This window comes from Odoribacter laneus YIT 12061, assembly GCF_000243215.1.
GTDB lineage: Bacteria > Bacteroidota > Bacteroidia > Bacteroidales > Marinifilaceae > Culturomica > Culturomica lanea.
Genome location: NZ_JH594596.1, coordinates 1746516 through 1761574 on the forward strand (window position 1 = coordinate 1746516; position 15059 = coordinate 1761574).

At 42.0% G+C, this 15059-nt stretch carries 15 protein-coding genes; 10 read left to right on the forward strand and 5 right to left on the reverse strand.

Annotated elements, in window-relative coordinates:
• Nucleotides 1–72 precede the first annotated feature (72 nt).
• On the reverse strand, nucleotides 73–480 hold the full coding sequence (locus HMPREF9449_RS07295; protein WP_009136613.1) for a hypothetical protein: 408 nt from the start codon (nucleotides 478–480) through the stop codon (nucleotides 73–75).
• 349 nt (nucleotides 481–829) lie between these two features.
• Nucleotides 830–1234 carry a hypothetical protein gene (locus tag HMPREF9449_RS07300; protein WP_009136614.1) on the reverse strand — a complete coding sequence of 135 codons (405 nt, stop codon included), beginning with the start codon at nucleotides 1232–1234 and terminating at the stop codon, nucleotides 830–832.
• A 270-nt stretch (nucleotides 1235–1504) separates the two neighbouring features.
• Between HMPREF9449_RS07300 and era the strand changes: the two genes are divergently transcribed.
• The 9 genes from era (at nucleotide 1505) to rsxA (ending at nucleotide 10063) form a co-directional block, all read left to right on the forward strand.
• The gene (era, locus tag HMPREF9449_RS07305) at nucleotides 1505–2386 is read left to right on the forward strand and encodes a GTPase Era (protein ID WP_009136615.1); all 882 of its coding nucleotides are present in this window, start codon (nucleotides 1505–1507) and stop codon (nucleotides 2384–2386) included.
• Nucleotides 2387–2446: 60 nt separating this feature from the next.
• Nucleotides 2447–3754, forward strand: coding sequence for a ribosome biogenesis GTPase Der (der, locus tag HMPREF9449_RS07310; protein ID WP_009136616.1), 1308 nt, complete (start codon nucleotides 2447–2449; stop codon nucleotides 3752–3754).
• A gap of 348 nt (nucleotides 3755–4102) precedes the next feature.
• Entirely contained in the window at nucleotides 4103–4528 is a 426-nt protein-coding gene (locus HMPREF9449_RS07315; RefSeq protein WP_009136617.1) for a SoxR reducing system RseC family protein, read from the forward strand.
• A gap of 52 nt (nucleotides 4529–4580) precedes the next feature.
• Nucleotides 4581–5522 carry a Fe-S cluster domain-containing protein gene (locus tag HMPREF9449_RS07320; protein ID WP_009136618.1) on the forward strand — a complete coding sequence of 314 codons (942 nt, stop codon included), beginning with the start codon at nucleotides 4581–4583 and terminating at the stop codon, nucleotides 5520–5522.
• Between the two features lie 48 nt (nucleotides 5523–5570).
• Entirely contained in the window at nucleotides 5571–6902 is a 1332-nt protein-coding gene (rsxC, locus tag HMPREF9449_RS07325) for an electron transport complex subunit RsxC (RefSeq protein ID WP_009136619.1), read from the forward strand.
• Nucleotides 6903–7030: 128 nt separating this feature from the next.
• Nucleotides 7031–8116: an RnfABCDGE type electron transport complex subunit D gene (locus HMPREF9449_RS07330; RefSeq protein WP_390621390.1), complete on the forward strand. Its 1086-nt coding sequence runs from the start codon at nucleotides 7031–7033 to the stop codon at nucleotides 8114–8116.
• Nucleotides 8117–8174: 58 nt separating this feature from the next.
• Nucleotides 8175–8855 carry an RnfABCDGE type electron transport complex subunit G gene (locus HMPREF9449_RS07335; RefSeq protein WP_009136621.1) on the forward strand — a complete coding sequence of 227 codons (681 nt, stop codon included), beginning with the start codon at nucleotides 8175–8177 and terminating at the stop codon, nucleotides 8853–8855.
• 29 nt (nucleotides 8856–8884) lie between these two features.
• Complete coding sequence (gene rsxE, locus HMPREF9449_RS07340; protein WP_009136622.1) at nucleotides 8885–9472, forward strand: electron transport complex subunit RsxE; 588 nt, start codon at nucleotides 8885–8887, stop codon at nucleotides 9470–9472.
• A gap of 18 nt (nucleotides 9473–9490) precedes the next feature.
• Entirely contained in the window at nucleotides 9491–10063 is a 573-nt protein-coding gene (gene rsxA, locus HMPREF9449_RS07345) for an electron transport complex subunit RsxA (RefSeq protein ID WP_009136623.1), read from the forward strand.
• Between the two features lie 152 nt (nucleotides 10064–10215).
• Here rsxA and HMPREF9449_RS07350 read toward each other — a convergent pair whose 3' ends face one another.
• A complete protein-coding gene (locus tag HMPREF9449_RS07350; protein WP_009136624.1) occupies nucleotides 10216–10863 on the reverse strand; it encodes an HAD family hydrolase in 648 nt (215 codons plus the stop codon).
• A gap of 226 nt (nucleotides 10864–11089) precedes the next feature.
• Here HMPREF9449_RS07350 and HMPREF9449_RS07355 point away from each other — a divergent pair, with 226 nt between their 5' ends.
• Nucleotides 11090–12505, forward strand: a complete 1416-nt coding sequence (locus HMPREF9449_RS07355) for a CCA tRNA nucleotidyltransferase (RefSeq protein WP_009136625.1) — start codon at nucleotides 11090–11092, stop codon at nucleotides 12503–12505.
• Here HMPREF9449_RS07355 and HMPREF9449_RS07360 read toward each other — a convergent pair.
• Complete coding sequence (locus HMPREF9449_RS07360; RefSeq protein WP_009136626.1) at nucleotides 12502–13416, reverse strand: diacylglycerol/lipid kinase family protein; 915 nt, start codon at nucleotides 13414–13416, stop codon at nucleotides 12502–12504. The genes HMPREF9449_RS07355 and HMPREF9449_RS07360 overlap by 4 nt on opposite strands.
• A gap of 17 nt (nucleotides 13417–13433) precedes the next feature.
• Entirely contained in the window at nucleotides 13434–14747 is a 1314-nt protein-coding gene (locus HMPREF9449_RS07365) for a UDP-glucose dehydrogenase family protein (RefSeq protein WP_009136627.1), read from the reverse strand.
• Nucleotides 14748–15059: the final 312 nt, after the last annotated feature.

Below are 15059 nucleotides of genomic sequence, written 5' to 3' on the forward strand. Positions count from 1 at the left end.
CCGAAGCATAACAGGGCCAGTGAAAAGCAGTATCAAGTTTACTTGGATACTGCTCAAATACAGCCTAAAATTTCAGGGAATGAATCGGGGGGATCGATGTGAACCTTTCTTCGGATTACCCCTTTCCATTCGACTTTCCTTTTCGAATTTTTCGTACTTCAGGAACTGTTCCTCCGTCAATATTTTTTTTAGCTCTTCTCTCATTTCTTCCCGGTTTCTGCGTACAATTTCCCGCCTATTTTTCCGGTCCTCTTTTTTTCCTTCCAAAAGCCTTTTCCGTTTCTCTTGGGCAGATTTAAACCAAGCCTTTAATTCTTCCTGTTGCGGAGCGGTCAGCTCCAATTCTTTTTCCAACTGTTCCCACATCTTATTCACTCGCTGTTCCGGGGGAAAACGTTCCTCTGAAGCAGACTGGCGGGTATTAGAGTGACAAGCCAACAGAAACAAACATACAGAAACAAACAAAATTCCTTTTTTCATATCCGTTCTAAAAAGTAGGTAAAACATTCCGCTGCCCGAATGTTCAGAAAATTCAGAAGAGAAGGCAGGTATTCCTATCGAGTATCCCCTGGCATTATCCTTTCGAACGTTTGAATTTCCGAACGAATCGATATTCTTTTTTAGGACAAAAATTACGGATAAAAGTTTATTGTCCTTTTTCGGTTCCAATAAAAAATCGTCAGGTAAAAAAACAAATAAAAGGCAATAAATAACCCGATTTACTCTTTGACAAACCGGTAGGGAGTTATTTCCGGCCTAAGGGGCCCCTCCTCTCCTCCTATCAAATAAATAAATCGGGATAAAATAAAACGTTTATAACTGTCTTGAATCAGTCTCTATCGTAATGTCTCATGCGTTTTTCATGTTTTTTCACACCATCGCATTTTTGATGTCTGCATTGCTCCTGCATCGTTAAATATTGCTTATATTGTTCCGGAGTCAATACTTTTTGAACGGCAGCCTGCATATCCTCGTAATTTTTCCCCATTGCTTCACGCATAGCTGCCCTATCCTGTTGGCCATTCTGGCGGATCGAATGCATTTTTGTATACGAAGTTTCAAAAACACTCCTCAATTCCCGCTGCTGTTGCTCTGTTAAAGTCATGTTTTCCTGCATCTTTTCGATCATCCAATTTGCCCTTTCCGGAGCAGACATTCTTTTCACATTCTTCTGAGCCTGTAGCGACAAAGAAACTATAAAAAAAATACAACTTAAAAATACAATCTTTTTCATTCTCGTTTGGTTTAGTCTGTTTAATACCTCAAATCTCTCACTCTCTTCCTTATTATCGTTCCTTTGAATGAAAAGTTCGCTAAATCAGAAATATTTAATGATTCATGGGAAAGTTTAAATGTTCGAAGAGAAGAACCCTGAATCCCTTCTATCTTCACTCATTTGAACTTTCGATTTTTTCTAACTGACAACAAATCCAAAACTTAAAACGGATTTAAGCTTAGCGTTACGCGAAAAATAGCTATCTTTGTCGACCCAAAAGTAAAAATTATGAATCACAAATCAGGATTTGTCAATATCATCGGAAATCCGAATGTCGGAAAGTCAACTTTAATGAACCGGTTAGTAGGGGAAAAGATTTCTATCATCACTTCTAAATCTCAGACAACCCGGCATCGCATCAAAGGGATTGTAAATGATGAAAATTTTCAGATTGTATTTTCGGATACACCGGGTGTTGTAAAGCCCAGTTACAAAATGCAGGAATGCATGCTGGAATTTTCCAAATCGGCTTTAACCGACGCAGATATTATTCTCTATGTCACAGATGTAGTAGAAGATATGTTGAAAAATAATGATTTTATCGAACAAGTAAAACGATCCGCAGCTCCAATATTATTGGTCATTAACAAAATAGACCTGACAACCCAGGAAAAATTGGAAGATCTCTTTGACAAATGGAAATCTCTCCTTCCCCAAGCAGAAATTTTTCCGGTGTCAGCGACTGAAAATTTCAATGTAGATCATCTTTACCAAAGGATTCTGGAACTCTTACCGGAAGGGGAACCCTTTTTTCCAAAGGACGAGCTAACGGATTTGCCGGCCCGTTTTTTTGTCAATGAGATTATTCGGGAAAAGATTCTGCTGAATTATGAAAGAGAAATTCCCTATTCGGTAGAAGTAGCTGTAGAAGAATTTAAAGAAGATGCCAAGCGGATCAATATTATGGCTGTTATTTATGTAGAACGCGACTCTCAGAAGGGAATCATTATCGGTCGTCAAGGAGCCGCTCTGAAAAAAGTAGGGACGGAAGCTCGTCTGGATATTGAAAAATTTTTCGGGAAAAGCGTTTTTCTGAATCTTTACGTCAAAGTGCAAAAAGATTGGCGCAGTAAGGATAAAGATTTGAAAAACTTCGGATATGTGCAATAAAACCGTAGTGTTTTACCAACCAAGGATACAAACGGTTTTTAGATTTTAAAATGATAACTCATGAGTAATATAGTAGCAATTGTAGGACGCCCCAATGTGGGGAAATCTACGCTTTTCAATCGTTTAATCGGTAGCCGTAAAGCCATTGTCAACGAAGAAAGCGGCGTAACCAGGGACCGGAATTACGGAAAGTCCGAATGGAATGGCAAAGAGTTCTCTGTCATTGACACCGGCGGATATGTATCCAATAGTGACGATATTTTTGAAGAAGAAATCAATAAACAAGTACTTCTGGCGATAGAAGAAGCAGATGTCATTCTGTTTATGGTAGATACAGAAATCGGTTTAACAGATCTGGATCAGAATTTTGCAAAATTACTCCGGAACATTCAAAAGCCAATCTATCTCGTTGCCAACAAAGTCGATACCAGTGAACGGATTTACGATGCCAGTGAATTTTACCGTCTGGGCATCAACAGCGATCTATTTTGCATCTCTTCAGCAAACGGATTCGGCACAGGAGAATTACTGGATAAAATTACGTCACATTTTCAAACGGATTCCGTGGAAAGTACCGATCATCTGCCCCGTATCACCATTGTAGGACGTCCGAATGTGGGGAAATCTTCCACCATCAATGCTCTGATCGGCGAAGAACGGAATATTGTCACGGAAATTGCCGGAACGACCCGCGATTCTCTGTATACCCGTTACAACCGGTTCGGACACGACTTTCTATTGGTGGACACAGCCGGTTTGCGGAAAAAAGCCAAAGTAAACGAAGATGTAGAATTTTATTCCGTCATGCGTTCCGTACGGGCGATAGAAGATTCCGACGTATGTATGCTCCTAATCGACGCTACCCGCGGTATGGAAGCACAAGACCTGAATATTTTCCATCTGATTGAACGCAACCGCAAAGGAGTGGTGATCCTGATCAATAAATGGGACCTGATTGAGAAAGACAATAAAACGACCCTTCTGTTTGAAAAAGAAATCCGGGAAAAAATCGCTCCTTTCCGGGATGTAGATATTATTTTCACTTCCGCTTTAACCAAACAAAGGTTATTAAAAGCCCTGGAGGCCACCTTAAAAGTATACGAAAACCGTACACAAAAACTGAAAACCTCCGAACTGAACCGCGTCATGCTGGAAGCTATCGAAAACTATCCGCCCCCTATGGTCAAAGGCAAATCGGTCAAAATTAAATACGTGACGCAACTTCCCACACATGCTCCGTCTTTCGCTTTTTATTGCAATCTGCCTCAATATGTGAAAGAAACATATAAACGTTTCCTGGAAAATAAAATCCGGGAAAACTGGGATTTTACAGGAGTGCCTATACAAATTTTCATGCGAAAAAAATAGAAAACTTAGACAAAGCATAAAAATGTAAATATATCCCTTAGAAAAAGAAAATTCCGAAAGTCCTTTTCGAAAAGACGGGCAGTTTTCCACTTTCCTCAATTTGCCTTTCAATCGCTGAAGGAAGAAAGCTGCAAACCTGACAAAAATCCGGACTATCAGCTCCGTAGGGGGGTATGGTGTTTGCCGGTTTCCGAAAGAAACGGTTTATGACAGAAAGTCTGAATCGGAGCTTCCGGGATTACTTTTTTATTAAAAATGTATCTTCTTTTCCCAAGTTTCTTTTTTCCCTTTTACCTTTCAGCTTTTATTTTTTTATATTATCTTCGCGTGTATTTTTTTACAATACCTATGGGTCAAAGAGCAGGAATAGGACACGAAGGAGTGATAAAAAACATTTCGGAACATACCGTTGATGTCGTGATCAGCAGTCAGTCGGCCTGTGCAAGTTGCCATGCGAAGTCCCTATGCGGGGTATCAGAAAATACACAAAAAATAATTACGGCCATCCGTCCGGATTTTGAATTGACGGTCGGAGAAAAAGTAGTTGTTTATGCCAGCGTACAGAATGCTGTATTTTCAGTAATAGTGGCTTATGTTATCCCTTCCGTTATTTTAATAGGTATTATTCCTTGTGTATTGGCATTGGGATTTAATGAAACCATTGCAGCAATCAGTGCTGTAGGATGCGTGGTGATTTACTATTTATTCCTTTATCTGTTTCGTCAGTCGATCGGTAAAAAAATAAAATTTACGATTGCCCAGATAAGGGAATAACCATAGTTAAAGACAAACAGAATATAAAATACGACTCTATAAACTATAAGAAATGAATACAATTGTCATTACCATTATTGCATTATGTGCTATAGGTATAATATCGGCTATTATATTGTACTTTGTAGCACAAAAATTTAAGGTAGAGGAAGATCCCCGTATTGATATCGTGGAAGGTCTTTTGCCGGGAGCGAATTGCGGAGGATGCGGTTATCCGGGATGCAGGGGATTAGCTGAAGCTGCCGTAAAAGCCGATTCGCTGGACAATATCCTATGTCCCGTCGGAGGAGCTGAATCGATGAAAAAAATTGCAGCGGCTTTAGGCAGAGAGGTAGTGGAACAAGCACCTAAAATTGCGGTAGTGAAATGCAACGGTAGTTGCGAAAACCGTCCCCGGCTCAATCGCTATGACGGAGCTCGTTCCTGTGCAATTGAACATTCTTTATATATAGGAGATACGGCTTGTGCTTACGGTTGTCTCGGATGTGGCGACTGTGTAGCGGCTTGCCCTTTCGATGCCATTCATATGAGCCCAGCTACTGGATTGCCCGAAGTCTCAGACGAAAAATGTGTAGCTTGCGGTGCCTGTGTCAAAGCTTGCCCGCGCAATATCATAGAACTCCGGAACAAAGGTCCGAAAGACAGAAGAGTATTCGTATCCTGCGTCAATAAAGACAAAGGGGCCGTTGCCCGGAAAGCCTGTAAAGTAGCTTGCATCGGCTGTATGAAATGTGCCAAAGAATGTCCGTTCGAAGCCATTACCGTAGAGAATAATCTAGCTTATATCGATTATAACAAATGCCGTTTGTGCCGGAAATGCGTAACGGTATGTCCTACAGGCGCCATACACGAAGTAAATTTTCCCCCGCGGAAAGTGAATCCGGAGACACCGAAAACAACCGTAACAGCTAATGCAAAACCAGCACCTGTCTCCCAACCCGTTTCTTCCGTTCCGGGAAATTCCGAAACAGGAGAAAAAAAGGAAACGGTCTAAGCCAATAGAACATTCAAAAAGGATTTTAAAACTTAAAAATAATACACTGTGTTAAAGACATTTAAAATCGGTGGTATTCATCCGCCCGAGAACAAATTAACGTCTGGTGGAAAAATACAAAAATTACCCGTACCGGAACAGGTAATCATTCCGCTCGGACAACATATCGGCGCTCCTGCAAGTCCGGTAGTCAAAAAAGGAGACGCAGTAAAAGCCGGCCAGTTAATCGGTCAGGCTACCGGATTTGTATCTGCCAATGTACATAGTTCCGTTTCAGGAACTGTCACAGCTGTCGAAAGCCGCCCCGATGCTGCAGGATTACTCAAACCTTGCATTGTCATTCAGGTTGAAGGGGATGAATGGGTACCGGAAGTCGATCTTTCCGAAAAAATCGAACGCCATACGGATCTTCCGAAAGAAGAAATTATCAAAGCAATAAGTGCAGCCGGAATTGTAGGGATGGGAGGAGCCACTTTCCCCACTCAGGTGAAGCTTTCTCCTCCCCCGGGCAGTAAAGCAGAAATACTGATTATCAACGGGGTGGAATGTGAGCCTTATCTGACGGCCGATCATCGCATCATGCTGGAAAGAGGAGAAGAGATCCTCATCGGGGTACAGTTGTTGATGAAAGCTATAGAAGTAAAAAAAGCAGTCATCGGTATTGAAAACAATAAACGGGACGCAATTGAGCATTTGCAAAGCCTGGCAGCAGGTATGAACGGCATTGAAATCTGTCCCTTAAAAGTAAAATACCCGCAGGGAGGAGAAAAACAACTCATACAGGCTATCACCAAGCGGGCAGTTCCTTCCGGGGCTCTTCCGATTGCGGTAGGAGCTGTCGTACAAAATGTAGGTACAGCCCTGGCCGTATACGAAGCCGTATTAAAACGGAAACCTTTGGTAGAACGTGTGGTTACCGTTACCGGGAAATCGGTAAAGAATCCGGGTAATTTTCTCTGCAGAATCGGTACTCCTATAGCGGAAGTTATCAAAGCTGCCGGCGGACCTCCCGAAGATACAGCCAAAGTCATCGGTGGGGGTCCGATGATGGGACGGGCGATATTTAACATCGATTCTCCGCTTATGAAAGGCAGCAGTGGTATCTTGCTCCTGAATGAAAAAGAAGGAGAACGGAAACCGTGCAAAAACTGCATCCGCTGCACCAAATGTGTATCGGTATGTCCCATGGGCCTGGAGCCTTATTTGCTGATGAAATTATCCCAATACAATCTGTTGGAACGCATGGAAGAAGAAAAAGTGATGGATTGTATTGAGTGCGGATCCTGTAGTTTCACCTGTCCTGCCGATCGTCCGTTATTGGATTACATCCGTTTGGGCAAAGCCAGAACCGGAATGATGATCCGGAACAGAAAAAAATAAGAATTATAAATTATACATTTTAAGTTGTAAATCTCATTTACAGTTTAAAATCTAAAAACTTAAATATGAATAATTTGGTTATCTCTCCATCCCCTCATATTCATAGCGGCGATTCCATCGAAAAGAATATGTACGGGGTATTGATTGCACTGATTCCGGCCTTCATTTGCTCTGTATTGTTTTTTGGATGGAACGCATTAGTGCTGACTTTAACCTCAGTGATTGCCTGCTTAATTTTTGAATTTTTAATACAAAAATATTTATTAAAAAAACAAACCAGTATTTGGGACGGATCAGCCCTGATTACGGGAGTACTATTGGCTTTCAACGTACCTTCCAGCCTGCCGGTATGGATTATGATTCTCGGAGCTTTAGCAGCCATTGGTATCGGAAAAATGAGTTTTGGCGGATTAGGGTGTAATATCTTTAATCCGGCTCTGGTAGGGCGGGTATTCCTGCTGATCTCTTTTCCCGTACAGATGACGACATGGCCGGTCGCCCACACGCAGATTGTCGAGCCCACCTTCCCGCAAACCTATGTGAATGTAGTCAGTGAAAATTCTACGGATGCCATTTCCGGAGCTACTCCGCTTGCTTTATTGAAAATTGTAGTAAAAAATAATACAGAGATTTCCAAAGCAAAAGTAGCCCTGACGAAAGCGGATAAAGAATTAGCCGAGGGTACAAAAACGGCTGCCGAGGTAGCTGAATTGAAAACAAAACTGGAACAAGAAATTCAGGCCGCTCAAATCAGTCAGCAAAAAGCAAAAGCAGATTTGCCAACGGCACTGGAATTGTTTGTGGGACAGAATCCGGGTTCTTTCGGAGAAGTTTCAGCACTTGCCCTGCTATTAGGCCTTTTATTTATGCTGGCGAGACGCGTTATCACCTGGCATATTCCGATTACGATATTCATTACCGTTTTTGTATTTGCCGGTATATTGCACCTCTGTAACCCGGAACAATTTATCAGTCCGGTTTACCAGCTGCTTTCCGGAGGACTTATGTTGGGAGCCATCTTTATGGCAACGGATTATGTCACTTCTCCGATGGCCGTCAAAGGTATGATTATCTATAGCGTGGGAATCGGACTTCTCACCGTCATCATCCGGAACTTCGGAGCTTATCCCGAGGGGATGTCTTTCGCCATCCTGATCATGAATGGCTTCACTCCGTTGATCAACAGATATTGTAAACCTAAAAGATTTGCTTAAGGGACGATTTACGTTTCTGAAAAATAATCGTAAATCTGAAATTTAAAACAGAATTAAGATGGGAAAGAAATTAGAATCAAATTTTAAAAATATGGTGCTGGTGTTATTCACAATCACCCTGATTTCCTCAGCAGCCGTAGCATATGTCAATTCCCTGACAGCAGAACCGATCGAAGAAGCCAAGCAAGCCAAACAGGTGAAAGCCATACGGGAGGTAATCCCCGGAAAATTCGATAACGATCCCATGGCAGAAGCCTGGGCCGAAAAAACACCAGACGGTGGAATACTCGAATTTTATCCGGCTAAAAAAGAAGGACAACTCCTGGGCACAGCCGTAAAAACCTATACAAACAACGGATTTGGAGGGACTGTCTGGTTGATGGTGGGATTCAATCCCGACGGAACAATTGCCAATTATTCCGTATTAGATCACAAAGAAACTCCGGGACTCGGTTCTAAAATGGACTCCTGGTTTAAGCCCACTCAAAAAGAAAAGAGTCTGATCGAACGTATTTTTGGTTTTGAAGTTAAAAGCGTAGAAAAACAAAGCTCCGTTATCGGCAAAAATCCAGAAACACAGGCTTTAGCCGTTTCAAAAGATGGAGGAGAAGTAGATGCTATTACGGCCGCAACGATCTCCTCCCGGGCTTTCCTAGATGCAATCAACCGGGCTGCAAACGGCTTAAAGGGCAGTCGTGAACAAACGTCAGCCACTACCCCGGAAAACAAGAATAATTGATGTTATAAACCGTAAATTCACAAGCACATATGAATAATTTAAAAGTTTTTACCAACGGTTTGTTTCGGGAGAATCCGACTTTCGCATTGCTGCTGGGAATGTGTCCTACCTTGGGCGTAACGACCTCTGCCGGCAACGGAATGGGTATGGGATTAGCCACCGCTTTTGTACTGATCATGTCAAACTTAGTTATTGCTTTGGTCGCTAATATTATACCGGATAAAATCCGAATCCCTTCCTTTATTGTCATCATAGCAGCATTCGTAACTGTAGTAGACCTGTGTATGGCAGCCTATCTGCCCGCCTTACACGCTTCCCTGGGATTATTTATCCCATTGATTGTAGTGAATTGTATCGTACTGGGCCGAGCTGAGGCATTTGCATCTAAAAATAGAGTGATTCCTTCTATCTTTGACGGACTCGGCATGGGATTAGGATTCACCTTTAGTTTAACCCTGCTGGGAGCTATCCGAGAATTCTTAGGAAGTGGGAAAATGTTCAATCTTTCCATTTATCCGGACAATTTCGGTATGCTGATTTTTGTACTGGCTCCGGGAGCTTTTATCGCCTTAGGCTATCTGATTGCCATCGTAAACCGGATCCGGGCCAAACATTAACCCTTAATCGTTACTTCTATGGAATATATATTAATTTTTATCACAGCCGTCTTTGTCAATAATATTGTATTGGCACAATTCTTGGGAATATGTCCTTTTCTGGGTGTATCTAAAAAAGTTTCCACAGCTTTGGGAATGACCGGGGCCGTTACATTTGTTATGATACTGGCTACTATCGTAACATTTATCGTTCAGAAAACGGTATTGGATCCTTTCCATATCGGGTTTATGCAAACTATTACTTTTATCCTGATCATTGCTGCCCTGGTACAGATGGTAGAAATCATACTGAAAAAAGTAAGCCCTTCCCTCTATCAGGCACTGGGCGTTTTTCTTCCCTTGATCACCACGAACTGTGCCGTATTGGGAGTGGCCATTATGGTCATACAAAAAGACTTTAATCTGCTGCAGTCGGTGGTATTCGCCGGTTCCACCGCATTGGGATTCGGACTGGCCTTAACCATCTTTGCCGGTATCCGGGAACAACTGGAACTGACAGACCTTCCCAAGGGATTGAAAGGCTCTCCTATTGCTTTGATTACAGCCGGTCTACTGGCAATGGCATTTATGGGCTTCTCCGGAATTGTATAATATTACGAATATCCGTAAAATTAAGCGCTAAGTAGTTCCCCCGAGGAATATTCATTTTCACAAAGGCAAAATTTGCCTTTGTGGATTTTTTCTTTCAGCCCATTTGCCTTTCCCGCCCTTTTATATCGATAAGAGAAAATTTAAATTTTCGTTCATTTAATGGAATATAAATGAACGAAATCGGAAAAGGTGAAACGACTAAAATCAGGGATAACCCGATCGGCTTTATCGCGAATCTGATCTTCAGCATTAGTAGTAGCCAATCCCACTACTTTCATCTGAGCCCGGCGTCCGGCTTCCAAACCGGGAAATGAATCTTCAAAAACCACACATTCGGCAGGCTTCCTCCCCAGTTGCTCAGCAGCCAACAAATAGCATTCCGGATCAGGTTTAGAACGGGTAATCCGATCAGCAGTAATTATGGCGTCAAAAAGAATTTTCAGTTGGGGATATATCCGATATACGTTTTTCATCTTTTTATCGTCAGAACTGGTGACAATAGCCACTTTTACTCCGTTTTGTTTTAATATCCCCACGAATTCCAGACTGCCTTTTATGAAAGGAAAATCCATCTGTCGTTCGAAATCGTCAATTCGCCGTACAATTTCCCGGGCTTGCTGCTCTTGAGGAAAATATTCAGCTAAAATCTCTTTTAGGGTACGGCCTTTCAACCGACTGCTGAAATCCGGAATTTCCGGGTGTGCCAGTTTCCCTTGTTCTCGCCAAAAGCGGGTATATTCGGATTCCGTATCGAAAATCACTCCGTCCAAATCAAATAATCCGGCCATTCTCTTTTCCATAATTCCATTTTTTATAACTATATTTTTTCGGCTTTCGAAATTACAAAAAACTATTATTTCTGTTTTGCATTTACACTCTTTTCTCACAGAAAGATCCATTTGCTTCCTTTTCTATCCAAAAATTTTCCAAAAAACTCTTCTCTCTAACGGAAATTTGAAAGGAAACAGAAGTATCTAAAAAATATATCCTAATTTTGTAAACCCAACCCAAAAACGGAAATTGACAATGATGCAGGAATATCTGACACACCCTATCTTTCATGTATTGGCAGAAATAGCAGAAGAAAACAATATCGAAACCTATGTTATTGGAGGATATGTACGGGACCTCTTGCTGCATCGTCCTTCCCAAGATATCGATATTGTCGTTCAAGGTAACGGCATTGCCCTGGCAGAAGCTACGGCCCAAAAATTAGGACATTTGAAGGTGTCGGTATTTAAAAATTTCGGAACGGCTATGTTCCGCTATAAAGGTACGGAAATTGAATTCGTAGGAGCCCGCAAAGAATCTTATCGTTCTGATTCCCGCAAACCCCTTGTCGAAGCAGGTACGATAGATGACGACCAAAAAAGACGGGATTTTACAATCAACGCGTTGGCGATCTCCCTCAATAAAAAGGATTACGGCCGGCTGGTCGATCCTTTCAAGGGTCTGCAACATCTGCAGGAACGATTGATAAAAACTCCCCTGGAACCCGGTATCACATTTTCCGACGATCCTTTACGCATGATGCGGGCCATCCGTTTTGCGACCCAATTGAATTTCAAAATAGAAGAAAATACTTTTAAAGCTATCCGTGCCAACAAAGACCGCTTAACGATTATTTCGACCGAAAGGATTATGGATGAATTCAACAAAATCATGCTTTCTCCTGAACCTTCCAGAGGAATTTTCTTATTGGAGGAAACCGGTCTGCTGGAAATGTTCTTTCCGGAACTGACAGCCTTAAAAGGAGTTGAAATCATCGACGGCATAGGACATAAAGATAACTTTTACCATACTATGGCAGTTCTGGATACTGTAGCTTTGTATTCGAATGACCTATGGCTCCGCTGGGCAGCTCTTCTGCACGATATTGCAAAACCTGTCACCAAAAAGTTTATAAAGGGACAAGGATGGACTTTTTACGGCCACAATCACATCGGGGAAAGAATGGTTGCTAAAATCTTCAACCGTCTCAAGCTACCCCAAAATGAAAAAATGAAGTATGTCCAGAAATTGGTCAATTTACATATGCGTCCGATCGTCCTTTCCGAGGAAATCGTAACAGACTCCGCTGTCCGCCGATTATTATTCGATACAGGAAACGATATCGACGATTTGATGACTTTAGCAGAAGCCGATATAACGTCCAAAAATGAAGAAAAAGTAAAACGATTTCTGAAAAATTTTAAAATCGTTCGCCGGAAATTAAAAGAAGTAGAAGAAAAAGATTCTATCCGGAATTTTCAACCCCCTATCAGCGGAGAAGAAATTATGGAAACTTTTCACCTTTCCCCCTGCCGGCTGATCGGAGATATTAAAAATGCCATTAAAGAAGCTATCCTGGACGGGATCATCCCGAATAAGGACGAAGAAGCCCGGGCCTATATGTTTAAAATAGCCGCCGAATTGATGAAAGACAAAGAGACAAACGGTTAAAGAGAGGAACCTTCGGGATCGCCATACCGCTGATGGGCATATTTAGGTACAACAGTCTTGAGGACAGCCCGATGAACTTTTAAATAAATGGGAGAAGTCATAAAAGCCGCATCTCCATCGATATGCACCCGATAAATATTCCCCTCTATAAGCGCCTCCGGGCACTGGATTTCCTTATAAAAGCCCATTTTATCAATCCGGGCGCTCATTAAAGCAAATAAAAAAGGTACCAAATTCCAGTATTTCGGACGTTTTAAAAGACAGATATCAACCAATCCGTCCTTCAAGGAAGCATGCGGGGCAATACTTGCATTATTTCCGAATTGGGAACTATTAGCAAAACTCAAAATAAAACACCGCTCATTTAAGATTTTCCCGTTTACTGTAATTTTATATTCTTGTTCGGTATACCGAAACCACATTTTCAAACCGGCATAAATATAGGAAAAGACTCCCCGCCTTTTTAAACGATTAAATTCATGAGCAACTTCCGCATCAAATCCAACCCCGCTTACATTCAAGGAATAAAGTCCATTCATTTCCAACATATCGACATAGGCATAAGCTCCCGACAAAACCTGTCTCAAAGCTTTCTTCATACGGGTAGAATACCCCAAATGCCGGGCAAAACCATTTCCGCTTCCGATAGAAACAATGCCGAAAGCAATCTCACTCCCATATAAAGCCCCACCCACCTCATTTACGGTGCCGTCTCCCCCTACGGCAATGATATGCGTATACTTCTTTTTCTTTATCGCCTCCGCCGCTAAAATACGGGCATGCCCGGCATATTCAGAAAACAGGATTTCATAATCTAATCCTTGATATTCAGGCATAAAACGGATTATTTCCGGTAATTTTTTACCGGATCCGGCCCCCGAAACAGGATTGACTATAAACAACAAATGCATAGGTAATTCCGAGAGAATTATTTTCCAATCCCATAATAGACATAGCCGAACTCCTTCATCTGATCGGCATTGTATATATTTCGTCCATCGAAAATGACCTTTTCCTTCAAAGCTTTTTCGATATAGGTAAATTTAGGTACTTTAAACTCCTGCCATTCGGTGACCACCACCATGGCATCGGCATCTGTTAAGGCCTCATACATATTTTTGGCATACTCTATCTTCCCTCCTATCCGCCGCTTGCATTCTTCCATGGCAACCGGATCGAATGCCTTTACCACAGCACCCGCTTCCAATAAACGTTCAATTAACACCAGAGAAGGCGCTTCCCGCATATCGTCTGTAGCAGGTTTAAAAGCCAGCCCCCATAAACCAAACCGCTTTCCTCTTATATCCTGACGAAAATGCTTCATAATCTTAGAAAACAAAACTTCTTTCTGCTTTTCATTTACCCGCTCCACCGCCTTTAATACCTCCATACGATAACCGTATTCATCTCCGGTTTTGATCAAAGCTTTTACGTCTTTCGGAAAACAGGATCCCCCGTAACCACATCCGGCATTGAGAAACTTCTTTCCGATACGAGTGTCACTTCCGATCCCTTTTTTGACAGCCTCTACATCCGCCCCCACGATTTCACACAAATTGGCAATATCGTTCATAAAAGAAATCCGCGTAGCCAACATCGAATTAGCCGCATATTTGGTCATCTCCGCAGAAGGAATATCCATAAAGTAAATCGGGGTATTATTCAACAAAAATGCATGATATAGTCTCTCCATCGTCTTTCTGGCCCGTTCCGATTCCACTCCGATCACAATCCGGTCGGGCGCCATAAAATCGTTAACGGCATCTCCTTCTTTCAAAAATTCCGGATTGGAAGCTACATCAAATTCGACATCGGAATTCCGCTTCCGAAGCTCTGCAGCAACAGCCTCTTTTACCTTTTGATTTGTACCCACCGGTACAGTCGATTTGGTAACGACAACAGCATAATGATCCAAGATCTGCCCTACCTCTCTGGCAACCTCCAGCACATAACTCAAATCAGCCCTTCCATCCTCATCCGGAGGCGTTCCTACAGCTATAAACACTGCATCCGCATCTACTATGGCTTCTTCTAAAGAAGTAGTGAAAAACAAACGTTCATCGGCCCGGTTTTTTATGACCAACTCCCTAAGCCCCGGTTCATATATCGGAATCCCCCCCTCATTCAGCAAAGCAATTTTAGATGCATCGACATCCACACAGGTAACAGTAACTCCCGTTTCCGCCAAACAAGTTCCGGAAACTAAACCAACGTATCCAGTACCAACAACTGTAATTCTCATAAATTTATATTTATACCCAGGTTTTAATAGATCAGCCCCCTGATCAGCACATAGCCGATTGGTAATCCTCCGGATTTGACAGACAGAACTTGGTTCAGGATAAAACTTTAAAACTGAAAAACAACCGTAAATCTTATCCGAACCTTCGGTTCTTCATCAACACCCGACAGTCACCCGTCCACGAAGTACTTATCTGTGAATAAAGTGAACACTTATCGTTTTCCGGTAAACTCCAAAATCTACTTATCTTCCCGCTCTCCATTTCTCTGCAAAACACAAATAGATTTTCCCTTGTTTTACTAAAACGACAAA

Coding starts and splice junctions, on each gene's coding strand:
- HMPREF9449_RS07335 (WP_009136621.1), top strand. CDS start 8,175: ATGGGAAAGAAATTAGAATCAAATTTTAAAAATATGGTGCTGGTGTTA.
- HMPREF9449_RS07365 (WP_009136627.1), bottom strand. CDS start 14,747: ATGAGAATTACAGTTGTTGGTACTGGATACGTTGGTTTAGTTTCCGGA.
- HMPREF9449_RS07355 (WP_009136625.1), top strand. CDS start 11,090: ATGATGCAGGAATATCTGACACACCCTATCTTTCATGTATTGGCAGAA.
- HMPREF9449_RS07350 (WP_009136624.1), bottom strand. CDS start 10,863: ATGGAAAAGAGAATGGCCGGATTATTTGATTTGGACGGAGTGATTTTC.
- rsxA (WP_009136623.1), top strand. CDS start 9,491: ATGGAATATATATTAATTTTTATCACAGCCGTCTTTGTCAATAATATT.
- era (WP_009136615.1), top strand. CDS start 1,505: ATGAATCACAAATCAGGATTTGTCAATATCATCGGAAATCCGAATGTC.
- der (WP_009136616.1), top strand. CDS start 2,447: ATGAGTAATATAGTAGCAATTGTAGGACGCCCCAATGTGGGGAAATCT.
- HMPREF9449_RS07360 (WP_009136626.1), bottom strand. CDS start 13,416: ATGCATTTGTTGTTTATAGTCAATCCTGTTTCGGGGGCCGGATCCGGT.
- HMPREF9449_RS07295 (WP_009136613.1), bottom strand. CDS start 480: ATGAAAAAAGGAATTTTGTTTGTTTCTGTATGTTTGTTTCTGTTGGCT.
- HMPREF9449_RS07315 (WP_009136617.1), top strand. CDS start 4,103: ATGGGTCAAAGAGCAGGAATAGGACACGAAGGAGTGATAAAAAACATT.
- HMPREF9449_RS07300 (WP_009136614.1), bottom strand. CDS start 1,234: ATGAAAAAGATTGTATTTTTAAGTTGTATTTTTTTTATAGTTTCTTTG.
- rsxE (WP_009136622.1), top strand. CDS start 8,885: ATGAATAATTTAAAAGTTTTTACCAACGGTTTGTTTCGGGAGAATCCG.
- HMPREF9449_RS07330 (WP_390621390.1), top strand. CDS start 7,031: ATGTACGGGGTATTGATTGCACTGATTCCGGCCTTCATTTGCTCTGTA.
- HMPREF9449_RS07320 (WP_009136618.1), top strand. CDS start 4,581: ATGAATACAATTGTCATTACCATTATTGCATTATGTGCTATAGGTATA.